Annotated in this window: 19 protein-coding genes; 7 read left to right on the forward strand and 12 right to left on the reverse strand. The window is 69.5% G+C overall.

The window, feature by feature from the left end; genetic code table 11:
* Nucleotides 1-237 precede the first annotated feature (237 nt).
* Complete coding sequence (locus J9611_RS18620; protein WP_246528038.1) at nucleotides 238-1,860, forward strand: hypothetical protein; 1,623 nt, start codon at nucleotides 238-240, stop codon at nucleotides 1,858-1,860.
* Nucleotides 1,861-1,952: 92 nt separating this feature from the next.
* Here the strand turns inward: J9611_RS18620 and ftsY are convergent, their stop codons facing one another.
* Both ftsY and smc read right to left on the reverse strand, forming a co-directional pair.
* Nucleotides 1,953-3,176 (reverse strand): signal recognition particle-docking protein FtsY, encoded by a 1,224-nt coding sequence (gene ftsY / locus J9611_RS18625; protein ID WP_211882400.1) that lies wholly within the window; start codon nucleotides 3,174-3,176, stop codon nucleotides 1,953-1,955.
* Nucleotides 3,177-3,217: 41 nt separating this feature from the next.
* Nucleotides 3,218-6,901 (reverse strand): chromosome segregation protein SMC, encoded by a 3,684-nt coding sequence (gene smc / locus J9611_RS18630; RefSeq protein WP_211882402.1) that lies wholly within the window; start codon nucleotides 6,899-6,901, stop codon nucleotides 3,218-3,220.
* A gap of 270 nt (nucleotides 6,902-7,171) precedes the next feature.
* Here smc and J9611_RS18635 point away from each other — a divergent pair, with 270 nt between their 5' ends.
* From J9611_RS18635 to J9611_RS18645, 3 genes are read left to right on the forward strand one after another with little or no spacing between them, the layout of a single operon-like run.
* A complete protein-coding gene (locus tag J9611_RS18635; RefSeq protein WP_211882404.1) occupies nucleotides 7,172-8,194 on the forward strand; it encodes a 3-oxoacyl-ACP synthase III in 1,023 nt (340 codons plus the stop codon).
* Complete coding sequence (locus J9611_RS18640; protein ID WP_211882406.1) at nucleotides 8,188-10,929, forward strand: alpha/beta fold hydrolase; 2,742 nt, start codon at nucleotides 8,188-8,190, stop codon at nucleotides 10,927-10,929. The genes J9611_RS18635 and J9611_RS18640 overlap by 7 nt, the downstream gene beginning before the upstream one ends.
* Entirely contained in the window at nucleotides 10,926-11,927 is a 1,002-nt protein-coding gene (locus tag J9611_RS18645) for an NAD-dependent epimerase/dehydratase family protein (RefSeq protein WP_211882408.1), read from the forward strand. The genes J9611_RS18640 and J9611_RS18645 overlap by 4 nt, the downstream gene beginning before the upstream one ends.
* A gap of 212 nt (nucleotides 11,928-12,139) precedes the next feature.
* Here J9611_RS18645 and mutM read toward each other — a convergent pair whose 3' ends face one another.
* The 5 genes from mutM to coaD form a co-directional block, all read right to left on the reverse strand.
* Nucleotides 12,140-13,117, reverse strand: a complete 978-nt coding sequence (gene mutM / locus J9611_RS18650; RefSeq protein WP_211882410.1) for a bifunctional DNA-formamidopyrimidine glycosylase/DNA-(apurinic or apyrimidinic site) lyase — start codon at nucleotides 13,115-13,117, stop codon at nucleotides 12,140-12,142.
* A gap of 9 nt (nucleotides 13,118-13,126) precedes the next feature.
* Entirely contained in the window at nucleotides 13,127-13,855 is a 729-nt protein-coding gene (gene rnc, locus J9611_RS18655) for a ribonuclease III (RefSeq protein ID WP_211882412.1), read from the reverse strand.
* Nucleotides 13,856-13,876: 21 nt separating this feature from the next.
* Nucleotides 13,877-14,080 (reverse strand): 50S ribosomal protein L32, encoded by a 204-nt coding sequence (rpmF, locus tag J9611_RS18660; RefSeq protein ID WP_009356569.1) that lies wholly within the window; start codon nucleotides 14,078-14,080, stop codon nucleotides 13,877-13,879.
* 36 nt (nucleotides 14,081-14,116) lie between these two features.
* Entirely contained in the window at nucleotides 14,117-14,641 is a 525-nt protein-coding gene (locus J9611_RS18665) for a YceD family protein (RefSeq protein ID WP_211882414.1), read from the reverse strand.
* Between the two features lie 175 nt (nucleotides 14,642-14,816).
* Nucleotides 14,817-15,317, reverse strand: a complete 501-nt coding sequence (coaD, locus tag J9611_RS18670) for a pantetheine-phosphate adenylyltransferase (RefSeq protein ID WP_211882416.1) — start codon at nucleotides 15,315-15,317, stop codon at nucleotides 14,817-14,819.
* Nucleotides 15,318-15,425: 108 nt separating this feature from the next.
* On the opposite strand from coaD, the gene J9611_RS18675 reads away from it, so the two are divergent.
* Nucleotides 15,426-16,634 (forward strand): aminotransferase class I/II-fold pyridoxal phosphate-dependent enzyme, encoded by a 1,209-nt coding sequence (locus J9611_RS18675; protein ID WP_211882418.1) that lies wholly within the window; start codon nucleotides 15,426-15,428, stop codon nucleotides 16,632-16,634.
* A 2-nt stretch (nucleotides 16,635-16,636) separates the two neighbouring features.
* On the forward strand, nucleotides 16,637-17,422 hold the full coding sequence (locus J9611_RS18680; protein WP_211882420.1) for a spermidine synthase: 786 nt from the start codon (nucleotides 16,637-16,639) through the stop codon (nucleotides 17,420-17,422).
* 53 nt (nucleotides 17,423-17,475) lie between these two features.
* Here the strand turns inward: J9611_RS18680 and rsmD are convergent, their stop codons facing one another.
* Genes rsmD through J9611_RS18700 form a run of 4 tightly spaced genes read right to left on the reverse strand, consistent with a single transcriptional unit; the run spans nucleotide 17,476 to nucleotide 22,463 of the window.
* Nucleotides 17,476-18,081: a 16S rRNA (guanine(966)-N(2))-methyltransferase RsmD gene (rsmD, locus tag J9611_RS18685; protein WP_211882422.1), complete on the reverse strand. Its 606-nt coding sequence runs from the start codon at nucleotides 18,079-18,081 to the stop codon at nucleotides 17,476-17,478.
* 60 nt (nucleotides 18,082-18,141) lie between these two features.
* Complete coding sequence (locus J9611_RS18690; RefSeq protein WP_211882424.1) at nucleotides 18,142-20,397, reverse strand: ATP-dependent DNA helicase RecG; 2,256 nt, start codon at nucleotides 20,395-20,397, stop codon at nucleotides 18,142-18,144.
* Complete coding sequence (locus tag J9611_RS18695) at nucleotides 20,387-21,385, reverse strand: DAK2 domain-containing protein (RefSeq protein WP_211882434.1); 999 nt, start codon at nucleotides 21,383-21,385, stop codon at nucleotides 20,387-20,389. Before J9611_RS18695 ends, J9611_RS18690 begins: the two co-directional genes overlap by 11 nt.
* A 22-nt stretch (nucleotides 21,386-21,407) precedes the next feature.
* Nucleotides 21,408-22,463 carry a thiamine-phosphate kinase gene (locus J9611_RS18700; protein WP_307857152.1) on the reverse strand — a complete coding sequence of 352 codons (1,056 nt, stop codon included), beginning with the start codon at nucleotides 22,461-22,463 and terminating at the stop codon, nucleotides 21,408-21,410.
* A gap of 143 nt (nucleotides 22,464-22,606) precedes the next feature.
* Here J9611_RS18700 and wecB point away from each other — a divergent pair, with 143 nt between their 5' ends.
* Nucleotides 22,607-23,749: a non-hydrolyzing UDP-N-acetylglucosamine 2-epimerase gene (gene wecB, locus J9611_RS18705; RefSeq protein ID WP_211882426.1), complete on the forward strand. Its 1,143-nt coding sequence runs from the start codon at nucleotides 22,607-22,609 to the stop codon at nucleotides 23,747-23,749.
* Here wecB and J9611_RS22830 read toward each other — a convergent pair.
* Nucleotides 23,711-24,370, reverse strand: coding sequence for a transposase (locus tag J9611_RS22830; RefSeq protein WP_211882428.1), 660 nt, complete (start codon nucleotides 24,368-24,370; stop codon nucleotides 23,711-23,713). The genes wecB and J9611_RS22830 overlap by 39 nt on opposite strands.
* Between the last annotated feature and the right edge of the window lie 521 nt (nucleotides 24,371-24,891).

The following is a 24,891-nucleotide window of genomic DNA, read 5'->3' on the forward strand; positions in this document are numbered from 1 at the left end:
ACCGCCCAGGATATCGACGCGCTACCCCTCACCCGCCACGAATTCCACGGCGAATGGAACTACACGCTCGCGCCAACCGACACGCCGTAACGCACCACCACTAATTCGTCGCGCGCCCTAAGCTTGAAGAAAATTGCCACAAGACTTCGGAGGTTCTGTTTCATGCCCACATTCGATCCGCCGCCAGGGCAAGCAGAAGGCCTCGAGCCTGCTGGTCCTGTGCCAGCCAAAAAGAAAATGAAGCTGATTGTCGCGGCTACGGGAATCCTGGCGATCGTGGCCGGCGCAGCGCTGGCTGTTCCGCTGGCTATCGGCACACAATCTTCGACTCCTGAGCCCGTCCAAACAGCAAGCAGTGCTGCGGCTACGGCTACGGCTACGGCGTCCAAGGTGCTGCCCCCGGCCCCGGCCGTCAGCTACTACGATCAGGCGGGGCCGCCGGCGGGCTCGCCGTTGGAACAGGTCGAGCCGCTCAAGGTTGACGTGTCCAAGGACCAGATGGGCACCTCGCTGAACAAGGGCCTGACGGGAATCTCGTTGGAGGCCACCGACCTGGCGGACCCCGATCTGAGCAGCAGCAATGCCTCGATGGTGAAACTGCTCAAGGAAGCCGACCAGCCCGTCCTCCGGTTCGGCGGGAATGCCGTGGACCGGCGGTTCTTCTGGACGTCGTCGGGCGAAGCGCTCCCGTCGACTTACCGCGGCGATGCGGCACACGCCGCCAGGGCCGTTGGTCCGGCGGACCTGACCAGGCTGAACACCCTGCTGGAGGCAGCGGATGCCAAGGTCAGCCTCACGGTGGATCTCGGCCATTTCAACCCTGCCCGTGCCGCCGACATGGCCAAGAACGCCTCGCAGATTTTCGGCGACCGGCTGCTCAGCATCACGGTCGGCAACGAACCGAACGGATTTGTGACCAATGATGTCCGGACCGACGGCTACAGCATCGAAAAGTACGTCTCGGAACTGAAGGCATATGCGGCGGCGATTTACGCTGTGGCCCCCAACGTGCCGATTTCGGGGCCAGGTGCCTACGACCAGAAGTGGTGGCAGCCGTTCATTGACGCGGACATCCCGCAGAAGAAGATCCTTTCGTTCCACAATTATCCGCTGTACAGCTGCGACGGGGGCGACCCCAAGGGTTCCCCGACCATGGCCAACCTGATGAGCCGGCTCATGCATGACCGGGCCGCCGACTACCAGCAGGCCGCCCTGAAGGCCGGCCAGACCGCGGGCCTGGAAACCTGGCTCCCGGAAACGGGGATCGCAGCGTGCCCCGGTTCGAACGAGACGTCCCGCACGCATGCCTCTGCCCTGTGGACCGCGGACTACGCCCTCAACGCCGCGCAGCTGGGCATCACGAGGATCGGCTTCCACAGCTCGTTGCTCACCTGCAAGGGCGGCCCGCCCATGTCAGCCATCTGCAGCGGCGGAAAGTACCCCGAGGGCGACGGCCAGATGTCAGGCCGGGCCAACTTCTTCGGCATCTCCATGGTCGCCGAGCTCAGTGCCGGAAAGTTCCTGAAACTCGACAGTTCCGGAGGCGGCCTGACGTTCAGCTATGCCCTTCAGAATGAAGACGGCAGCACATCGGTGGTTCTCGTCAATGAAAACAATCCCGAGAAGGCCGCCCAAACCGAGGTGACGCTCAACCTGCCGGGCCAGGCCCTGACCGGGACCATGAGCCAACTCGCCGGTCCCAGCTATGCAGCCGAGGACAAGACAGTAATCGATGGTGCGAAGTCCGAACCGGTCCCCCTCGCCGAGCGCGCAACGGTGCCCGGTTTCACCTACGGGTCCGAAACACAGAAATTCAGCCTGACCGCCGGGACGGTGACCGTCCTGAACTTCACGTATTAGCCGCAACCTTGGCGCCCGGCGATGCGCAAACGCCCTGTCGCTACCGGAATTCCGGTAGCGACAGGGCATTTGCGCGTCATGGGCCGCGGGCGTCAGTTCAGCAGGGCGTCGACGAAGGCCTCGGGATCGAAGGGCGCCAGGTCATCGGCACCCTCGCCGAGGCCGATCAGCTTGACCGGGACGCCGAGGGACTTCTGGATCGCGACCACGATTCCGCCCTTGGCGGTGCCGTCCAGCTTGGTCAGGACGATGCCGGTGATGTTCACGACCTCCGAGAAGACGCGCGCCTGGTTCAGGCCGTTCTGGCCGGTAGTGGCGTCCAGGACCAGGAGCACCTCGTCCACCTCGGCCAGCTTCTCGATGACGCGCTTGACCTTGCTGAGTTCGTCCATCAGGCCGACCTTGTTCTGCAGCCGGCCGGCGGTGTCGATCATGACGACGTCGACTTCCTGCTCGATGCCTGCCTTCACGGCCTCATACGCGACGGACGCCGGATCCGCGCCGTGGACGTCGGACTTGACGGTGGGCACGCCCACGCGCTGCCCCCATGTGGCGAGCTGCTCGGAGGCGGCGGCGCGGAAGGTGTCCGCGGCGCCCAGCAGGACGTCCTTGTCCTCGGCCACCAGGACGCGGGCGAGCTTGCCCACCGTGGTGGTCTTGCCGACGCCGTTGACGCCGACCACCATCATGACGGCGGGCTTGTCATCGTGGCGCTGGACGTTCAGGCTGCGGTCCATGGTGGGGTCCACGAGCCTGATGAGCTCCTCGCGCAGCATGGCCTTGACGTGCTCCGGGGAGCGGGTGCCCAGGACCTTGACGCGTTCCCGGAGCGCGTCCACCAGCTGCAGGGTCGGTTCGGTGCCGAGGTCGGCGAGCAGGAGGGTCTCCTCGACCTCGTCCCAGACATTTTCATCGATCTTGTCCGCGGCGAGCAGGGCCAGGAGCCCCTTGCCGAGGATGTTGTTGGACTTGACCAGGCGTTCGCGCAGCCGGGTCAGGCGGCCTTCCACCGGCAGCGGCGTCTCCACCGGTACGGTCTCCAGGCCGGCGACGGTGTCCGGGACGTCGACCGTTGCCAGGCCGTCAGGTTCGACGCCGACCGGCGCCGTGCGTCCGCGGGCCGGCGCCGGGGCCTCCTCCACCAGCGTTCCGCCGGCACCCGGCGCGGCCGGCCCCGGCTCCGCCGGATCGTTCGCGTCCCGCTTGCCGGAGTAGCTGGTGATGTTCTTCCGGGTCTTCAGGAGGACCGGAATCAGCGCACCGAGGACCACCATGGCAGCGAGGATGGGCACAAGAATGGGGAGGATGTCGTTCACTCCCCTAGCTTCTCACAATCGGGAATGACGTTGCGGAACGGTCAGACCGCGGCGCCGAGCCGCTGGCTGATGACGGCGGAGACCCCGTCGCCGCGCATGGTGACGCCGTAGAGGGCGTCGGCAATTTCCATGGTGCGCTTCTGGTGGGTGATGATGATCAGCTGGCTGGATTCGCGCAGCTCCTCGAAGATGGTGAGCAGCCGGCCCAGGTTGGTGTCGTCCAGGGCTGCCTCCACCTCGTCCATGACGTAGAACGGCGACGGCCTGGCCTTGAAGATCGCCACGAGCAGCGCCACCGCGGTCAGCGAGCGTTCCCCGCCGGAGAGCAGGGAAAGCCGCTTGATCTTTTTCCCGGCCGGACGGGCTTCGACCTCGATGCCGGTGGTGAGCAGGTCGGCAGGATCCGTCAGGACCAGCCGGCCCTCGCCGCCCGGGAACAGCGCGGCGAAGACGCGGACGAACTGGGCTGCGGTGTCCGCGAAGGCTTCCGCGAAGACCTGCTGCACGCGCTCGTCGACTTCCTTGATGATGTCCAGCAGGTCCTTGCGGCTGGCCTTGAGATCCTCCAGCTGGGTGCTGAGGAACTGGTGGCGTTCCTCGAGGGCAACAAATTCCTCCAGGGCCAGCGGATTGACCCGGCCCAGGGCGGCCAGGTCACGTTCGGCCTTCCTGAGCCGTCTTTCCTGCTCGGCGCGGACGAACGGTTTGCCCTCGACAATCTCCCGGCCGTCCTCGTCGACGGCGGCGCGCAGGGCAGCCCATTTGTCCCCCGGTTCACCGGCCGGCTGCGGCACGGGCCGGTCCGGGCCGTAGTCGGCCACGAGCTGCTCGGCGGCCAGCCCCAGGTCCTCGACGCTGCGCAGCTCCAGGGCTTCGATCTTCAGCCGCTGCTGCGCGCGGGCCAGCTCGTCGCGGTGCACCGAGTCCGTCAGCTCCGCCAGTTCGCGGGCACAGGCGTCGTTGCCGGTGCGGACCACGGCCAGTTCGCGGTCCAGCTGTTCCCGGCGCTCCTCCAGGCTGTCCCGCTCCCGGCGGGCGAGCTCCACGGAGACGTCGATGAACCCGCTGACCTGCTCCACGGCAGCCGAGACGGCGGCGGCCCGCCTGGCCTGGAGCCCGCGCCGGCGTGCCCGCTCGGCGGCTTCCCCGCGGGCGCGGCGTTCGGTGGCGGCGGCCCGTTCGAGCGAGGACGCCCGGTTGCGGGTGGCAGTGAGCTGCTCCTCGGCACTGCGCAGCGCGAGGCGGGCCTCCATCTCGGCGGAGCGGGCCACCGTGGCCGCCAGTGCGAGGGCGTCGCGGTGCTCCGGGGAAGGCTCCTGCCCGGTGGGCGCTTCCTGGGCGGCGGCGAGGCGCGCCGCGACGGCTTCGAGGGACTCCTGCTCGTTGCGGATGTTGGCTTCGGCCTGGGCGAGGGACGCAGCCAGGCGGCCGCTTTCGCCGACGGCGCTGCGCAGCACCGAATTGAGGTGCCCGAGGCGTTCGCCCACGGCCGCCAGCCGGGCGTCCGAATCGTGGAGCTTGTCCAGGGCGGCGTCCGCACGGTCCTGGGCCTCGGCGCGGCGGGCCTGCGCCGCGGACAGGGCGAAGCGGTTGCGCTCCAGCCCGGCCGTGACGGTGGCCAGCCGCGCCGAGGCATCGTCGACGGCGGCCTGGACTTCGAGCAGCGACGGCGCCCCGGCGGAGCCGCCACTGACCGTCAGCGCGGTGAACACGTCCCCGGCCCGGGTGACGGCCGTGAGCTCGGGCCGCGCGGCAACCAGGCGCGCCGCCGCGTCCGGATCGTCGACGACGGCGGTGCCCGCCAGGAGCCGGGCCGGCAGCCCGGCCATTTTTGCGGCGGGACCGGCGGAAGTGACCAGGCCCGCGGCCCAGCGCGCCCCGCCCGGCAGCCCGTCCGGCGCCCCGCCCTGCATCCCGTCCGGCACCCCCTCCTGCATTCCCTCCGGCGCCCCGCCCTGCATTCCCTCCTGGACTCCCTCCTGCGGAGGAGGTGTTCCGTGCGCCGGAAGGCAGGCGTCGGCCAGCAGCAGCGAGGCGCGGCCGGCGTCGTCGTCCTTCAACAGCCGCACGGCAGCGGCGGCGGCGGCCCCGTCCCGCACCACGACGGCGTCGGAGCAGGCGCCGAGGGCCGCGGCGATGGCGGTCTCGAAGCCGGTCTCCACGGTGATCATCGATGCCAGCGGCCCGAGCACCCCGGACAGCCCGGAGCCGAGCACGTGGCCGGAGCCGTCCTTCCGGTTCAGCCCAAGCTGGAGGGCGTCGCGGCGGGCCTGGAGGGCGGCGCGTTCCCGCTCGCCCTCGCGCCCGGCCGCTTTCAGCCCGTCGATGTCGGCCACGATGGAAGCCAGGGCGGCGCTGGCGTCCTCATAGTCGGCGTCGAGGGTTTCCTCGCCGTCCTCGGCGCCGGCCACCTGGGATTCCAGCGCCGTGAACTCGCTGTGGGCGAGCCGGCGGCGCTCCTCCCCTGCCTTCTGCGAGTCGCGGAGCCGCCCGAGTTCGGCCTGGGCCGACTCCACCCGGGACCGGGCAGCGCCGGCCTGCCCGGCCAGCCTGGCGAGGCCTTCCCGCCGGTCCGCGGCGGCGCGGAGCAGCGCCGTGAGCCGCCTGTCCTCGGCGGCGGCAGCCTCTTCGGCGTCCTGTTTGGCGGCCGTCGCGGCGTCCAGGGTATGGCTCCGGTCCAGGACCTGGCGTTCCAGTGAAGCCTGTTCCTCCCGGACGCGGGCAGCCTGCGCCTCAAGCCGGGCAGGATCCCGGCCCGGGTCCGGAACCGCATCCGCCGCGCCGAGGAGCCGGCGGCGTTCCCCGGCGAGGGACCCGAGGGACCGCAGCCGCTCCCGCACGGCGGAGAGCTGGTACCAGTTGTCCTGCGCGGCCTTCAGCCTGGGCGTGGCTCCGGCCGCGAGCTGCTCCAGGCCGGCCTGCCGGCGGCGGCCGCGCTCAAGGTCCTGCTCGACGGCGGTGCGGCGCGCCTGGAGCGCGGTCTCGTCCGCGACGTCCCGGGCCAGCACGGACTGCAGCCGGACGAGGTCGTCGGCCAGGAGCCTGGAGCGTGCGTCACGCACCTCGGACTGGACGCTCTGGGCCCGGCGGGCGGCTTCGGCCTGTTTGCCCAGCGGCGCCAGCTGGCGACGGATTTCCGCGGTAAGGTCGCTGAGCCGCTGGAGGTTGGCCTGCATCGCCTCGAGTTTGCGGACGGTCTTTTCCTTGCGGCGGCGGTGCTTGAGGATGCCGGCGGCCTCTTCGATGAAGCCGCGCCGGTCCTCGGGGGTCGCGTGCAGGATCTTGTCGAGCTGCCCCTGGCCGACGATCACGTGCATCTCCCGTCCCAGGCCCGAGTCGGAGAGCAGTTCCTGGATGTCCAGCAGCCGGCAGCCGGCACCGTTGATGGCGTATTCCGAGCCGCCGGTGCGGAACAGGGTGCGGGAGATGGTGACTTCGCTGTACTCGATGGGGAGGGCGCCGTCGCTGTTGTCGATGGTCAGCGAGACGTGGGCGCGGCCCAGCGGCGGCCGGCCGGAGGTGCCCGCGAAGATGACGTCTTCCATCTTTCCGCCGCGGAGTGTCTTGGCGCCCTGCTCGCCCATGACCCACGCCAGGGCGTCCACCACATTGGACTTGCCCGAGCCGTTGGGACCGACCACGGCGGTGACGCCTGGTTCGAATTCGAAGGTCGTCGCCGATGCGAACGACTTGAATCCCCGGACGGTCAGACTCTTCAGGTGCAAGGTGTTTCGGTTCTCCTGGCTGGCGGAATGGGCACGTTGTTCGACGACGGCATGATTCGGACGGACTCCGGTGTTCGGGACGGCCCGGCTATTTACAATCTACTGCGGACCTGGGACCATTCCGGGCAGATCCGTGCGGAACCGCCGCAGATGCCGCGGGCGGCATATGCAGGAACCGGCCTGCACCGGGCATAGTTAAGCCCTTGGGCTTGTGCTTGAAGGTGCGGTCAGCCGCCGGAGCGCAGGACGGACACGAACAGGGGCTTGATTTTGACAGGGAATGCAACGTTCCGGCACCGCAACACCGCATTGCTTTCGGTGAGCAGCGTCGAAGCTCCTAAGGTCGTCAGTTCCGTGGATTTCGACCGCAGGCTGGATTTGACCCTGCGGCGGCTGAAGGTTCCCCCGAAGCTGCTCGAACGGGTCGCCGGCATCACGCACCGGCGCTGGTGGGCCCCCGGGACATCGTTCGACGACGCCGCCATCGAGGCCGGCGCCAAGGCTCTGGCCGAGTCCGGCGTCGAAGCGTCCGAGGTGGGCCTGCTGATCAACACCTCCGTCACGCGGCGCAGCCTCGAACCGTCCGTAGCGGTGAAGATCCACCACGGACTCAGCCTGCCGTCGTCGGCCATGAACTTCGACGTGGCCAACGCGTGCCTCGGCTTCATCAACGGCATGACACTGGCGGCCAACATGATTGATTCCGGCCAGATCAAGTACGCGGTGATCGTCAACGGTGAGGATGCCCAGGCCACTCAGGAGGCCACCCTGGCCCGGCTGCAGCGGCCCGAGACGACCCGCGCGGACTTCAGGCGCGAGTTCGCCACACTCACCCTCGGCTCCGGAGCCGCCGCGGCCGTCCTGGGCCCGGCGGACCAGCACCCCGGCGCGCACCGGATCGTCGGCGGCGTGATGCGTGCCGGCACCGAGCACCATGAACTGTGCGTGGGCGGCATCGACGGCATGGCCACCGACACCAAGGGCCTGCTCGACGGCGGACTGCAGCTCGTGGTCGACGCCTGGCACGAGGCCCAGCCGGAGTGGGACTGGGCCTCGATGGACCGCTACGTCACACACCAGGTGAGCAATGCCTACACTCAGGCCATCATCGATGCCATCGACCTGGACCCGGACAAGGTGCCGATCACGTTCCCGCACTGGGGCAACGTGGGCCCGGCCTCCCTCCCAATGACCCTCGCGGCAGAAGCGCAGACCCTCGGAACCGGGGACCGTGTGCTGTGCATGGGCGTCGGTTCCGGTCTGAACACCGCCCTGATGGAAATCGTGTGGTAGCCGCCGACTGGCCCGGCGTCGACCCCGAATGGTCGCGCGAAATCGATGTGGCGTCCACCTCCGCCGCGGATGAGCCCGGAGCCGTGCGCCGCTGGCACCTGCTCGACAACGGTGCCCAGCTCTCCCGCCGCGGCCTGACTCCTGCCGGCACCCTGCTGTGCGTGCACGGCAACCCGACGTGGTCCTACCTGTGGCGGACCCTGCTCGCCGCCGGATCCGACCCCGCCCAGCCGTGGCGCGTGGTGGCGGTGGACCAGCTGGATATGGGCTTCTCCGAGCGCACCGGCACGTTCCGGCGCCTGGCGGACCGGATCAACGACCTGGGCGACCTCACCGCCGCCCTCGGGCTGGGCGGCCCGGTGGTCACCGTCGGCCACGACTGGGGCGGCGTGATCAGCCTCGGCTGGGCCGTGGCACATCCGCGGCAGCTCGCCGGGGTCGTGCTGACCAACACCGCCGTCCACCAGCCCTCCGGCTCCCGTATCCCGCGGCCGCTGCGGCTTGCCCTGCACCCTGCCGTTCACCGCTGGGGAACGACGACGTCGGACACCTTCCTGCGGGTGACGCATTTGCTGGCCCACCCGCCGCTGGCCGCGGAGGTCCGCGGCGCCTTCATGGCACCCTACCGGGGCGCCGACCGCCGCGCCGGCGTGGGGAACTTTGTCGCGGACATTCCAGCGGACCCGTCCCATCCCAGCTTCCCGGCGCTCAACCGCGTCGCCGAAGGGCTGCGCGGGCTGAGGGTTCCGGCCCTGATGCTCTGGGGCCCGCGGGACCCGATCTTTTCCGACCGGTACCTCAAAGACCTCATCAGCCGGCTGCCGCACGCGGAAGTGCACCGCTTCGAGGGTGCCGGCCACCTGGTCGCCGAAGACCGGGACATCGCCGCTCCCGTCTTCGAGTGGCTTGCCGGGCGCGGCCGGGACAGGGGACCCGGTCTTCAGCGGACGGACGTCCCGACCCACAGACCGGCCGACCGCTCGATGCTGGAGGACGACGCCGAGCCCCCGCAGCCCGGTACCGGGATCCCGCCCCTTTGGGCTCCCCTCACCGAGCTGGCGGCAGGACCCGCCGGCGGGGACACCGCCGTCGCGGAAATGGCCGCAGACGGCAGCGTCTCCCGCTCGCTGAACTGGCGGGAGCTGGAACAGGGCATCGCCGCCCTCGCCGCGGGCCTGCAGGAAGCCGGGGTAGGGCACCGCAGCCGGGTGAGCCTGATGGTTCCGCCGGGAGTGGATTTGACCGTGGTACTCTACGCCTGCCTGCGGCTCGGCGCGGTGGTCGTCGTGGCCGACGCCGGCCTGGGCACCCGCGGCCTGAGCCGCGCCGTGAAGGGCGCCACCCCGGATTTCCTCATTGGAATCGACAAGGCGCTGGCGGCTGCCTCGGTGCTCGGCTGGCCGGGACGGCGCATCAGTGTGCGGGATCTGCCGGCCGCCCGCCGCCGCCTCCTCGCCGTCGAAACCTCCCTCGCCGCCCTCGCCCGCCGCGGAGCCAGCCCCAGCCCGGAGCTCCCTTGCCGGGGTCCGGCCCTGGCTCCGGATCCGGACGAGGCTCCAGGCCCGGACGTCCACGCGGCCGTGCTCTTCACCTCCGGCTCCACCGGTCCCGCCAAGGGCGTGCTCTACACGCACCGGCAGCTGGCCGCGATGCGGGATACCGTGGCCGTGACGCTGGGGATCCGCCCGGGCGCACGCCTGGTGGCGGGCTTCGCGCCGTTCGCCCTGCTGGGACCGGCGCTCGGAGCAGTTTCGGTGACGCCCGCCATGGACGTCACCGCGCCCCGCACGCTGACGGCCCGCGCCCTGGCGGACGCCGCCGCCGCCATTGACGCCACGGTGGTCTTCGCCTCGCCCGCGGCGCTGCGCAACGTCCTCGCGACCAAGGGCAGTCTGAGCCGGGCCGGACACGAGGCTCTGGGAGGCGTGGAGCTGCTGCTTTCCGCCGGCGCGCCCGTCCCCGAATCCCTCCTCGCAGAGGTGCAGCGGCTGCTGCCCCGGGCCTCGCTGCACACCCCATACGGGATGACCGAGGCGCTGCCCGTCACCGACATCAGCCTCGAACAGATCCGCGCCGCCGAGGCCGACGCCGCCGCAGGAACCGTGGCGGGGGCCGGCAACGGCGTGTGTGTAGGCCTGCCTGTGCACGGCGCCCGCGCAGCCGTAATCCCGCTCGACGCGGACGGCCGCGCACCCGGCAACCACCCCGTCACGGAGACGGGAGTGACCGGCGAGATCCTCGTCAGCGCCCCGCATGTGAAGGAAGCTTACGACAGGCTCTGGCTGAACCAGCGAGAGAGTGTCCGCACGGCCGGATGGCACCGCACCGGCGACGTCGGGCACTTCGACGCCGCCGGCCGGCTCTGGGTGGAGGGGCGCCTCGCGCACGTCGTGACGGCGCCCGGTGCTGTCGTGACGCCCGTGGGCGCCGAGCAGGCCATCGAACGCCTGGACGACGTCGGGCCGGCCGCCGTCGTCGGTGTCGGTCCGTCCGGGACGCAGGCCGTCGTCGCGGTCGTCGAGACTGTACCTCCCGTCCGCCGGGCCGGCCCCGCCGCACCGCAGCTCGCCGGGCGCGTACGGGACGCGGCCCGTCTGGCAGGAGTCAGCGTCTCCGCCGTGCTCGCCGTACCTTCCCAGCCGACCGACATCCGCCACAACGCCAAGATCGACAGGACCCGGCTGTCCCGGTGGGCTTCGGCGGTGCTGGCCGGCGGCCGTCCGGGCACGCCGTGAGGGTCCTCGTCACCGGCGCGAGCGGCCTTCTCGGACGGGAAGTGGCCCGGCTGCTGGTGCGCCAGGGCCACGCCGTCACCACCTTCCAGCGCCGTCCCACGGGCGTCGACGGCGCCGCGGACCTCGCCGGGTCCGTCACGGACGACGACGCCGTCGCTCGCGCCGTCGCCGGCGCCGAGGGCGTCATCCACCTGGCGGCGAAGGTCTCCTTCGCCGGCCGCGCCGCGGATTTCTACGAGGTGAATGTCGACGGCACCCGCCGCGTGCTCCGTGCGGCCCGCGAGGCCGGCGTGCGGGATCTGGTGTTCGTCTCCTCCCCGTCCGTGGCCAACTCCGGGGCCGCCATCGCCGGCCTGGGCGCCGAGCCGGCGGACCCGGCCCGCGCGCACGGCCACTACTCCCGCACCAAGGCCGAGGCCGAACTGCTGGCGCTGGACGCGGACTCGCCGGAATTCCGGGTCGCGGCGGTGCGCCCGCACATCGTCTGGGGCCCCGGCGATACGCAGCTGGTGGAACGGGTGCTGGAACGTGCCAGCCGCGGCCGCCTGCCGCTGCTCGACTCCGGCGCGGCCCTGATCGACACCACCTACGTGGACAACGCCGCCTCGGCCATCGTCGCCGCCCTGCACCGCATGGGGCATATCCGCGGCCGGGCGCTGGTCGTCAGCAACGGCGAACCCCGCCCGGTCGGCGAGCTGCTGGCGGGCATCTGTGCCGCGGGCGGCGTCCCCGCGCCGTCGTGGACGGTGCCGGGCTGGCTGGCGCGGGCGGCAGGATCGGTGGTGGAGAAGGCCTGGACCCGGGCCGGCCGGGACGAGGAGCCGCCGATGACCAGGTTCCTCGCCGAGCAGCTCTCCACCGCCCACTGGTTCGACCAGCGCGAGGCCCGCGAACTCCTCGACTGGACCCCCGCCGTTTCGATTGACGAGGGCCTGGCGAGGCTGGCCGAGCACTACGGTTCGCTTCCAGCGGCTCGGGTTTCGCGCCATATCAGATGACCGTCACCGTTGCCCACAAGTTGCAGGGCTTTCTCCGCGGCGGAGAGGGTGTGGCCTCCGATTTCTTCACCGTTCCCGCGGCGACTCATCGTCCGCGGGGATTACCGGCGTCGGCCCCACGGCTGTGCACATGACGCCACCTGCAAATTCGCGGAAAGAAGCCGGGCCGTTTGGCCGTTTGGCCGTTTGGAATTTTTGGCACCCGGACTGCCCTACCAGCGGCCGTTCCGCGGCCGGGGCTGGCACACGGGGCAGGTATAGGAGGAGCGGTTCATGAACTGCTCCCGCCTCATCCTGCTCACGAGGCCCACGGCGGCGCACCGCCTACACTCCTGGCCTTCCCGGCCGTAGGCGTTGAGGGAGCGGTCGAAGTAGCCGGAGGCACCGTTGACGTTGACATAGAGCGCATCGAAGCTCGTGCCGCCGGCGGCCAGCGCGTCGGTCATGACCTCGCGGGCGGCGTCCAGCACCCGGATCGCCTCACCGCGGCGCAGGGTGTCCGTGGGCCGGGCGTAGTGCAGCCGCGCCTTCCAGAGGGCCTCGTCCGCATAGATGTTGCCGATCCCCGAGACCAGGCCCTGATCCAGCAGGGCGCGCTTGAGGCCCGTTTTCCGTGCCCGCAGCCGCCGGTAGAAGTCCTCGAAGGAGAAGTGCGGGTCCAGCGGGTCGCGGGCGATGTGCGAGGCTTCCCCGGCGATCAGCGGCAGCGGCGTCTCGGCGAGTCCGCCGGGTCCGCCGTCGGACGTGGGAACCAGCGAGGTGAGGAACAGGCCGCCGAAAATGCGCTGGTCGACGAACCGGAGCTGTTCCGGCATGCCGGACGCCGGACTCAGGCGCAGCCGCACCTTCAGGTGCTTCTCGTCCGGGACGCCGGCCTCCTGCATCAGGAGCTGGCCGGACATGCCCAGGTGCGCCATGAGCGCAACCGCGGGTACGGCGTCGGGCGCGGCGTCAGTGGTGACGGAACCGGAAGATTCCGTGGTGTCCGCCAGCGGCAGCCACAGGAACTTGCCGCGGCGGACCACGTCCAGGACACGGGCACCCTCAAGATTGCCGGCGAAGTCCTCCGGGCCGAGGGCGTGACGCCGGATGGAGCGCGGGTCCACCACTTCGACGGAGGTGATGGTCCGGCCGCGCACCCAGCTCACGAGGCCGCGCCGGACGACCTCGACCTCGGGCAGTTCAGGCAACGGGAGGCCCTAGCTGCCGGACTGCGGGTCCAGCGGCGCCGGGGCAGGCTGCGCCGCGCCCGTGCCGGTGAGCCGGCGCCACGCGTCCGCTGCGGCTTCCTGCTCGGCTTCCTTCTTCGAGTTGCCCGAGCCGGTCCCGTAGTCCGTGCCGCCGATGCGCAGGATGGCTTCGAACGTCCGGGCATGGTCCGGGCCGGAGCCATCCACCGCGTAGTTGATGGTGCCCAGCTGGCGGCTGGCCGCAAGCTCCTGGATGCTGGTCTTCCAGTCGGTCCCGGCGCCGAGCGCGGCGGCGTCCTGGAGCAGCGGCCCGATCAGCCGCATGACCAGCTGGCGGGCCGTCTCGATGTCGTTGGAGATGTAGGTGGCGCCGATCAGCGCCTCCATGGTGTCCGCCAGGATGGACGCCTTGTTCTTGCCTTCGGTGAGCTTCTCGCCCTGTCCAAGGTAGATGTACTCGCCCAGGCCGATGCTGCGGCCGATACCTGCCAGCGCCCGGGTGCTGACGACGGCGGAGCGCCGCTTGGCCAGGTCCCCTTCGGGCAGGGTGGGGTTGTCACGGTACAGCGCGTCAGTTACGGAGAACCCCAGAATGGAGTCGCCCAGGAACTCGAGCCGTTCGTTGGTTGGGATGCCGCCATTTTCGTAGGCGTAGGAACGGTGGGTGAGCGCAAGACGAAGCGTCCCGGCGTCAATATTGACACCGAGACGCTTCAAAAGCTCTTCAGTTGAAGACATCTTATTCAGCCTGTTGGCGGATTAGACGTCTGCGACCTTGCGGCCCTTGTACTCAAGGAACAGCGCAGTGCCAGCCGAGTCGGTAACGACCTTTGCCTGGTGCGGCAGGCTGTACGTAACCTGGCCGTTCTCGACAGTCTTCACCAGGTGGGGGGCGGTTGCCTTCCACTGGGAGCGGCGGGCGCGGGTATTCGAGCGAGACATTTTCCGCTTCGGGACAGCCACGGCTAACTCATTTCTCTCTAGTCCAACACTTACAAATCAGTTTTGCCGGTCAGGCTTAGCCAAGTCGGCTAGGGCAGCCCAGCGAGGATCTACGACCTCGTGGTGATGCCCCGGCTCGTCTTCCAGGCGAACTCCACATTCGGAGCAAAGGCCCTGGCAGTCTTCCCGGCACACCGGCTGGAACGGCAGCATGGTTACAACTGCGTCCCGCAACACCGGCTCAAGATCGATTAGATCGTGCTCGATTCGATATTGCTCTTCTTCGTCTTCCTCGTCGGAGAACACAGCGTCCTCGTAGAAGAAAAGTTCTTGCACATCGACCTCTTGGTCATACGCAAGGGGATCCAGGCATCGTCCGCATTCGCCCGTCACATGGACGGCTACGGTTCCTGATACCAGAATTCCTTCGTGTACGGCCTCCAGCCGCAGGTCCAGCCCGACATCCGAGCCTTCCTGCACGCCTATGAGCGCCACACCAAGTTCACCTGGTGCGGGTACATGTTCCTTCAGCGTCCGCATGCTTCCCGGACTGCGTCCGAGGTCCTTGACGTCGAACGCCAAGGGCGAACTAGCATCTCGTTTAATGAGAACTCCTGTTGAACATATGACCGACGTACTATCTTAGCCTGAACTTCCGGGCGGACTCAAACCGGGCGGCAGGCCCGCGGTTCGCACCGTGAGCAGCTTTCCATCCGGGCCGCGCAACCGGCAGCAGGCCGCCGAGTACCGATCAAGCCTACCCTCTGCGCGGCTGATCCTGGTCCGGCTCGCCGGAGCGGAGGCGTTTCAGCACGGACTTGGGAACGAAGTCCGAGACATCCCCGCCGAGGGTGAACACTTCCTTGATCAGGGTGGAGGACAAGTGCAGGTAGTGGCTTTCCGCGGGCAGGAAGACGGTCTCGACGCCGGTGAGCTGGCGGTTCATGGTGGCCATGGGCAGCTCGTAGTCGAAGTCCGAGGACGAGCGCAGGCCCTTGACGATCGCGGACACGCCGCGCCGGCGGCAATACTCGGCCAGCAGCCCCTCGCCCACGGGCTCCACCACGATCCCGCGCAGCGAGGCCAGCGTTTCCCTGGCCATGTCGATCCGCTCCTCGAGGCTGAAGCGGTACTTCTTGGCATAGTTGGTCGAGACCCCCACGATGACCTCGTCAAAGAGGCCCGCGGCCCGGGCAATGACTTCCAGGTGTCCATGGTGGATGGGATCGAAGGAGCCTGGGCATACGGCGCGTCTCATGCTCCGAACCTACCGTATCCGGCGCCGCGGACCGGGATAACATGGCTGGATGCCAGCATCCAGCATTCCCTTCGCCCTCGGAGCCAACATCCGGAAAGAGGGGACCCGATGAGCGGCCCGGACCGGTTCCCGTGGCAGCGGGCCGCGACCGGCGCCAACCTGCTGTCCGCCGACGGGACCCTGGGCGTGACCATTTTCGAGGAGATGACCACCCTCGCGCTCAAGACCGGCGCCATCAACCTCGGCCAGGGTTTCCCGGACGAGGACGGCCCGGTGGAGATCAAGGAGGCCGCCGAGGCGGCCATCGCGGCGGGCGCCAACCAGTATGCCCCCGGCAAGGGAATCCTGATGCTGCGGGAGGCGATCTCCGTCCACCAGCAGCGGTTCTACGGGCTGGACCCGGACCCGGAGACCGAGATCATCGTCACGACGGGCGCCACCGAGGCGATCGCAGCGTCGCTGCTGGCGCTGGTGGGCCCCGGCGACGAGGTGCTCACCTTCGAGCCGTTCTATGACTCCTACGGTGCCATCATCGGGCTCTCCGGCGCCCGCCATGTCACGGTGCCGCTGCTGGCCCCGGACTTCCTGCCGGATCTGGACGCCCTCGAGGCGGCCTTCAGCGCCCGCACCAAGGTGGTGCTGGTCAACAATCCGCACAACCCCACCGGCGCGGTGTTCCCCGCCGAAGTCCTGCAGCGCGTCGTCGACCTTGCCTCCAGGTACGACGCCGTCATCGTCACCGACGAGGTCTACGAACACCTCACCTTCGGCGCCCGGCACGTCCCGGTGGCCACGCTGCCCGGCGCGGCCGAACGCACCCTCACCATCTCCTCCGCCGGCAAGACCTTCTCCTTCACCGGCTGGAAGATCGGCTGGCTCAGCGGCCCGGAACACCTCGTGGCTGCCGCCCGGACGGTCAAGCAGTTCCTGAGCTACAGCTCCGGCACCCCGTTCCAGAGCGCCATCGCCGTGGGCCTTGGCCTGCCTGACGAGTTCTACGCCGGGATCGCCGACACGCTCCGGTACAAGCGCGACATCCTCAGCGAGGGGCTGCGGGCGGCCGGGTTCGATGTCTTCACCCCGCAGGGGACGTACTTCGTCAACGTCGACACCTCCCCGCTCGGGATCACGGATTCGGTGGACCTGGCCCGCCGGCTCCCGGAGCTGGTGGGGGTCGCGGCGATCCCGGTGCCCGTGTTCTGCCATCCGGAAGGCGCCGAGCGCACCCGCAGCCTGCTGCGCTTCGCGTTCTGCAAGCAGATGCACGTCCTGGAGGAAGCCGCCGGGCGGCTCGCGACCCTCCGTGACAGGCTCTGACGGTGGCGGACTCCCCCGCGGCAGCGTCACGCTTCCTCCGGACCACCGGCCAGCACGCCACGATCGGGCCCGATCCCTTCACCGACGGCGGCTATGTGCTCAGCATCGGCGGCGCGGAGCAGTCCCACGTCAACCTGGCCGATCCCGGGGACATCTTCTATGAATACCTGCGCCGGATCGGCCACGTGGTGGACCTCGCGGCGCCGTGGGGCGAGCCGATCAGCGCGCTCCACCTCGGGGCGGGCGCCCTGACCCTGGCCCGCTACATCCAGGCCACCCGGCCCGGCTCCGTGCAGTACGCCGTGGAGCTGGAACGGGAGCTGCTGGACTTCGTGCTTGCGCAGCTGCCGCTGCCCGCGGGCACCGAGCTGCACACGCTGATCGGCGATGCCCGCGCCGCCCTCGCCGAACTGCCCGCGGAACTCCGCTTCGACGTCGTGATCCTGGACATCTTTTCCGGTCCCGAGGCTCCGGGACACATTGCCTGCACCGGGTTCTACCGGGAGGCCGCGGCCAGGCTGACCGCCCGCGGGGTGCTGATCGTCAACGTCGGCGATGAACCCGGGCTGACCCTGGTCCGGAGCCAGGTGGCCGCCCTGCGCCGGGCCATGGCCGACGTCTCGGCCTTCGCCGAAGCCGGCATGTTCACCGGCCGGTATCCCGGGAACATCATCCTGACCGGGACGCAGGGTCCGTGGCCTGACCGGTGGACCGCCGCGCTCACCGCCCGCGGGCCGCACCCGGCCAGGGTGCTGTCCGGTGTCGGGCTGGACGTGCTTTCGGAGTAGCCGCCGGAGACGTCCGCTGGAATATGTCCATGCGCCGGCCGAGGTGGATCGGGTTACTCGCCGTCTTCCAGCACTACTTCCGGCGCTTCGTCCGGGGCCGGCTCGGCGAACCAGAGCTTCGTCTCGCCGTACTTCCGTTCGGCGAACCGTTCCATTCCCTCGGGCCACGCGGGCTCGGGGGTCCGGGAGGAGCGTTCCACCACGACGACGGCGCCCGCGGCGAGATGGGGCGTGAGCTTCGCCAATACCGCGCCCAGCGCCGGCTCGTCCAGCGGGTAGGGCGGATCGAGGAAGACCAGGTCCCACAGCACCCCTTCCGCCGTCCGGTCCAGGAACGATTCGACCTTGGAGCGGTGCACGGCGACCACCTTGCGGCGCGCGGGGGTGTTGACCAGGTCCGCGTTCCGCTGGCAGACCTCGCTGGCCTTGGCATCAAATTCCACCAGGTCCACCGCTGACGCGCCGCGGCTGGCGCTCTCCACGCCGAGGGATCCGGAGCCGGCGTAGAGGTCCAGCACCCGGGCGCCGGCGATGACATCGAAGGCGTCCAGGCGGGAGAACAGCGCCTCCTTCACCCGGTCAGTGGTGGGGCGGGTGAGCGAGCCGGGCACGCTGGCCAGCGGAGTCCCGCCGGCGGCACCGGAAATGATCCGGCTCATGCGCGGAGCCCTGCATCGCCGGCCCGCCGGGCTGCCTGCGGTAGACCCGCCTCCATGGTGCTAGCCGCGTTCAAGGAACGCCTCCTTCTCCGGGTTCAGGTAGTCGTCGATCGCTGCGGCAAGTCCGGGGTGGCCGGCCAGGGACGGGTCTGCGGCCACGATCTGCTGGGCATCCTGCCGGGCCCGGGCAATCAGGTCCTCGTGTTCGAGCACGCGCAGCAGCTTCAGCGTGGAACGGCCCCCCGACTGCGAGGCGCCCAGGATGTCGCCTTCCCGGCGCAGCTTGAGGTCCTCCTGCGACAGCTCGAAACCGTCCGTGGTGGCCGCCACCGCATCGAGGCGGCGGCGGCTGGGGTGGCCCGGTTCCAGGGTGGTGACGAGCAGGCAGGTCCCGGGAAGGCCGCCGCGGCCCACCCGGCCGCGCAGCTGGTGCAGCTGCGAGATGCCGAACCTGTCGGCGTCGAGGATCACCATGAGGGTGGCGTTGTGGACATCCACGCCCACCTCGATCACGGTGGTGGAGACCAGCAGTTTGGTCTCGTTGGCGGTGAACGAGGCCATGGTCCCGGACTTCAGGGCCGGGTCCTGCCGGCCGTGCAGCGGCGCCACCGGCACCCCGGCGAGGGCCGGTTCGTCCCGGAGGTACTCCACGACGCCGGTCACGGAGGCCAGTTCCCGGGAGCCGTTCTCCCCTTCCAGGTCCGCGGCGGACGGTTCGGCCTCACCGGGGCTGAAGTCGCCGTCGTCGTCCGTGCCGATCTTGGGGCAGACGACGTACACCTGGTGGCCGGCGTCGATCTCTTCCCGGGAGCGCGTCCAGATCCTGGTGGCCCACGCGGGGTGCTCGGCGAGGCCCACCACGTGGGTGGAGATGGGGGCGCGGCCGGCGGGCAGCTCGTCGAGCACGGACGTTTCCAGGTCGCCGAAAACCGTCATCGCCACGGTCCTGGGGATCGGGGTGGCGGTCATGACCAGCAGGTGCGGCGGCTTGGTGGCCTTGGACCGCAGGACGTCGCGCTGTTCCACGCCGAAGCGGTGCTGTTCATCCACCACGATCAGCCCCAGGTCGTAGAAGGAGACGTTCTCGCTGAGCAGGGCGTGGGTGCCGATCACGATCCCGGCCGTTCCGGAGGCGGCGTCGAGCATGGCCTGCTTCCGCGCCGCCGCGGGCAGGGAGCCGGTGAGCAGCGTGACCTGGACGGCGTCCGGGCCGAAGCCGCCGAGCATCCCGTCCCGGGACAGCGGACCGAGCGTCCGGCGGATCGATTCGAAGTGCTGGGCGGCCAGGACCTCGGTGGGCGCGAGCAGGGCCGCCTGTCCCCCGGCGTCGACCACCTGCAGCATGGCGCGCAGGGCCACGATCGTCTTGCCGGAGCCGACGTCGCCCTGCAGCAGCCGGTTCATCGGCGAGTCCTGGGCCAGTTCCGCGGCGAGCGTCTTCCCGACGGCGGACTGGCCGGCGGTCAGGGTGAACGGCAGCTGGCGGTCGAAGGACGCCAGCAGCCCCCCGGTGAGCGGCCGGCGGGCCGTGGCCTCCTCCGCGGCGAGCTGGGCGCGGCGCCGGGCCAGGGCGGACTGGAGCACGAGGGCTTCCTGGTAGCGGAAGCGGTCCCGGGCGCGCTGCCAGTCGGCCGGGGTCTGCGGGGCGTGGATCAGCCGGTAGGCCTGCGCGACGGGCAGGAATTTCTCCCGGGCCACGATCGCGGCCGGCAGGGGGTCGCCCAGGGTGTCCAGCTCGATGGTGTCCAGGAGCGTGGAGATCACCTTCTGGATGGACCAGCTGGTGAGCTTCGCGGTGGCCGGGTACACGGGGATCGGCATGGCGGCGAGCTTTTCCGGGTCCATTCCCGGGGCGTCGGGGTCCTCGTCCAGCAGCAGGAAGTCGGGGTTGGTCAGGCCCAGCGAACCGCCGTAGCGCGTGACCTTGCCCGAAAACATGGCGCGCCTGCCGGGCTGGAGTTCGGCCCTGGCCCGGAACCCGTTGAAGAAGCTCACCTTCAGGGTGCCCGGCAGCCTGGCCCCGGGCGGCCGGGCCGACGTGCCGGCCCCGGCGTCGTCGGAGATCACGACGTCGGTGAGGGAACCCCGCCGGGCGCGCATGGGCCGGGTGCTGTTGGAAACCACCCGGGCAATGAGGGTCACCTCCTCGTCGAGCGGGACCTCGCTGATGGGGGTCAGCTCGCCGCGGCTGAGATAGCGGCGCGGGAAGTAGTCCAGCAGCCCGCCGACGGTGGTGATGCCGAGGTGCTTTTCAATGACCGCCGCGGAACGCTTGCCGATCCTGCGTTCCAGGCCCAGTTCCAGTTCAGCGTTCATGTCCGTCGGGGTCCGGGAGGTCGGAGGCGCGCGGCAAGGCGAGTTCGCTGACGGAGATGTCGGAGGGCTCGCCGAGGGAGCGGATCAGGGCCACGGCGGGTGCCGCGTCGAGGACGTGGACGTGGACCCGCCAGCGGTAACGGCCGGACGTGTCGGCCGCGCCGCCCACCTGGCTCATGATCACGGAGTCGCCCATTTCGTCGAGCCGCTGGCGCATCGTGGCGGCGTCCAGCGGCGAGAGTTCGATGGTGCACATGACTTCCACGCCTTCGTCCCGGGGCATGCCGGCGTGGATGTGCGGGTCCTGGACGTCATAGCCGTGGAGTCCGTCGAGGAGTTCGTCCTGGAGTTCCTCGCCCAGCACGGCGGACCGCAGGCAGTCCAGGATCAGCAGCATCCCGACCCCGCCCGCGTCCACCACGTGCGCGGTCTGCAGGGCAGCGAGCTGGTCCTCGGTGCGGATCACGGCCTCGACGGCGGCTTCGACGGCGGCGTCCAGGGCCAGGCCGAGGGTGTGGTTGCTGTCGTCGCCGTCGTGCCCCGAATCCACGGCGGCGGCGGCGCGGGCGGCCGCTTCCATGACCGAGAGCATCGTTCCGGGCACCGGGTCGCTGAGCGCGGACCAGGCCCGGAGCTGGGCGCGGTTCAGGGCGGCGGCAAGCAGCGGGGCGCTCACCCGGGTGTGGCCGGCCAGCGGCTCGGCGGCGGCGCACAGGAACACGGCGAACAGCGTCCCGGAGTTGCCGCGGGCCTGGTCCATCGCGGCCTGGCCGGCCCGGGCGAGGACGGCACCGACGTCGTTCTGGAGTTCCGCCGAGGCCGCGGTCCCGGAGGCGGCGGTCCCGTCCGCCGCGTGGGCCGCGGCACGGACCGTCAGGTAGAGGTTGGTTCCGGTGTCACCGTCGGCGACGGGGAAGATGTTGATGGCGTTCAGGCGGTCGCTGTGGTTCCCTAGCGTTGTTTCCGCCTTGCCCAACCACCGCTTCATCGCTTGCGCGTTGGCGGCAATCTTAGTCTGCAAAGTGATCCCATCCCACAGTGTCCGCGGGCCTGCCCGCTATCGTGACACCCGTGCTGTCCGTCGCTGCAGGGGCTGTTACCGAGCCTATCGCAGTGAAGCCGGGAGGCAGCTGAAGCCCTGCGGGGAATGTGGCGAGCAGCCCGTGGTCCTCCCCGCCGCCGAGGACCCAGGCCATCGGGTCGGTTCCGAGCAGGTCCGACGCCGGCAGCAGCGGGACACAGAGTTCCTTCAGGGCGGCGGTGTCCAGGTTGAGCACGGCGTGGCTGGCCGCGGCGAGGCGGTTGCCGTCCCGGACGAGGCCGTCGGAGATGTCCATCATGGCGGTGGCGCCTGCGTCCCGGGCCAGCGGGCCGGCCGCGAGCGGGGGCGCGGGCCTGCACTGGGTGTCCATCAGCGCGCGCGCTCCGCTGCCCAGGGCGCGGAAATCCGTGGCCGATTCGAGCAGGGCAAGTCCGGCGGCGGCGCGGCCGACGGTGCCGGCCAGGGCCAGGGTGTCCCCCGGGCGCGCACCGGAGCGCAGCACGGGCTCCTTGCCGTCGAGGGTTCCCAGGATGGCCACGCTGACGGCGAGTTCGCGTCCCCGGCCGAGGTCCCCGCCGGCCACCGCGCAGTCCGGGGCACCCAGCCCCCGGAGGCCGGCGGTGAGGCCGTCGGCGAAGTCCTCCACCCAGGAGACGAGGGTCTCCGGCGGCATCGTCAGGCTCACCACCAGGGAGGTGGGGCGGGCGCCCATGGCGTTGATGTCGCTGAGGTTCTGCGCGGCGGCTTTCCAGCCGACGTCGTAACCGGACGTCCGGTAGCCGTTGTTCCACCGGAGCCGGAAGTCCTGGTCCGCCACCAGGGTGTCGATGCTGAGCACCGTCCGGCCATCCGGGGCGGCCACGATGGCGGCGTCGTCGCCGGGGCCCAGCAGCACGGCGGTGCCGCCGGCGGACCCGCGGTTGAGGCGGGGGAAGATCCGTTCCAGGAGCTCGGACTCGGAGAGCCCGGCGACGGTCAGGGAAGCTTCAGGCACAGTGGATTCAGGCAGAGTCGATTCAGGCACAGCCCTACGCTACCGCGGGGGCCTGACAACAGAGCCGGGACGGTGACGCCGGGCGGGGTTTCCGGGAACGCAGATTCACACCGCGCCGAGGGCGTCCAGTAGCATCGATGGGTCAGCGGCCTAAACTCTTTGGGGGAATCACCATGCCCAGTGTCATGCCAATTTTCGGGACCCGTCCCGAAGCTATCAAGATGGCCCCTATCGTTGCCGCCCTTCAGGAATCCGAGCATTTCGACTGCGTCGTCACGGTCACGGGTCAGCATCGCGAGATGCTCGATCAAGTCAACGAGCTCTTCGGAATTGTGCCGGATCATGATCTGAATATCCTGCAGCAGCGCCAGTCACTCTCCGCCATCATGACCCGGACCATCGATGGGCTGGACAAACTCTTCGCGGCCAACAAGCCCGACGTCGTCATCGTCCAAGGTGACACGACGACGTCCACCGCCGGCGCCATCACAGCGTTCTACCACGGCATCCCCGTGGTGCACGTTGAGGCAGGCCTTCGCAGCGGAGACCTGTTCTCCCCGTTTCCGGAGGAGGCAAACCGTAAAATCACCAGCCAAATCGCCAGCCTCCACCTTGCACCCACAAGCGTGAGCAAGGCCAACCTCGTCGCCGAGGGAATCGACCCGGCCAACATCGTCATTACCGGAAACTCTGTCATCGACGCCTTGCTCACCACGGTGGGCAAGCAGATCCCATTCACGGACCCGCAGCTGGAGGAACTCGCTGCCAGCGGCAGGAAGATCCTCCTGGTCACCACCCACCGGCGTGAAAACCAGGGAGGCGCCATGCAGGGCGTGGGCCGGGCCCTGGCCCGAATCGCGGAAGCCGAACCGGACCTGATCATTGTGCTGCCGGCCCACAAGAACCCGGTGGTCCGCGAAGCTGTGCTCCCGGCGTTGGCAGGCTTATCCAACGTCATTGTGACCGAGCCGCTGCCCTACGGTGAATTCACCCGGATGCTTTCCCTCGCCCACATCGTCCTGACGGACTCCGGAGGTGTACAGGAAGAGGCCCCCAGCCTCGGAAAGCCCGTCCTCGTCATGCGGGACAACACCGAACGGCCCGAAGCGGTCGACGCCGGCACCGTCGCCCTGATCGGGACAGACGAAGAGGTCATCTTCAAGGAAGTCGACCGTCTCCTGCATGATCAGGATCATTTTGACTCCATGGCCAATGCGGTCAATCCCTACGGCGACGGCCGCGCATCCGAGCGGACAGTCGCGGCCGTGGCCGCCCTGCTAAACCTCGGTCACCGCCTCCCCGAATTCGGCCAGTAGCTGCGGGCGGGCTGACGTATCTTGAGGGGAAGCCGAGCCCCCAAGAGCGTGGGCCGGCAGTGGTTCGGTGGCCTGACGTTTCGTGACCTTAGCCGCTGCGGCTTGGCCGGTAGCCGGGTTGGTTCTCCGGTTTCGGTGAGGACGCGCGGACCAGTCATGCTCTGTCCGCCCCTCGTGGCGGGCCCGTAAGGGTCTCCGTGGCTCAGGCGCCCGTCCTTTAGGCTTCTGCGGTGGCCAGGATCCGGATGGTTTCCCGGTATTTTGAAGAGTTTGAGCAGGTTTGTGGCAAACCGCCAGGAGCTCCCATTCGCGGGCGGCTTGCTCGAGCCCGCGAAGGAGCACGTGTCTTCCCTGGCGGGTATGGATTTGCCCGAAGACCGGTTCAACGATCGCTTTGCGCCGCGCGTAGACGGCCCGGCCCCTCTTGGTCTTAGTTTCCTCGCCATGCGTTCGTTGGGTGTGGCGTTGGCCGGAATCCGCCCCCGGGCGCGTCCGGGACTCCCTCCGTCCCCGCTCTTGTCCGCACCGTGCCGGCTGTACGAGTCGTAGAACCGGGCCAGATCCAGTTCCTCGGCGACGATTTCGGCAATGAACCGGACCAAATGATTCTGCGGCAGCCACTCGTCCAGCGACGGCGGCACCAGCATCACCGCGTCCAGCTCAAACGCCATGAACCGCTTCTTCACCCCGGCACCGGTTTCCACGCGTCCGTCGTCAAGGGGCTGCAGGATAGGCTCCACGAGCGATTTCACAAACATGCGGTCCTGGGGGACGTAGATGTTTTCTTGAACGGCCAGGTCCACATGGCCGCGAAATGGGGTAGCTCGCGCAGATATCGGTCTGGGAGCCTCTTCTGGCCGTACCAGCCGGGAGCTTGTCCGTTTCTTCTTGTGGCCTGGACAGAGCAGGGATAATTCTTGCCGCGTCTGAGAGCAGCCGCGTGATAGCCCATCGACAAGCGACGAGCATTCTCAGTAAACGGGCTCGCGAGCTACTTTCCCGCAACTCCGCGCAATGTCCACTTCTGCCGCCCAAGGTTTTTCCATGCTGCCCGGCTTAGCGTCTGTCTTGTCTGGGGGACTGGAGCAGGAAGGAGGCGCAGATGGATCGCACAGCGCCTCGTCGCCGTGATCCGGCCCCGG

Origin of the sequence: Pseudarthrobacter albicanus, assembly GCF_018224015.1 — a bacterium.
GTDB lineage: Bacteria > Actinomycetota > Actinomycetes > Actinomycetales > Micrococcaceae > Arthrobacter > Arthrobacter albicanus.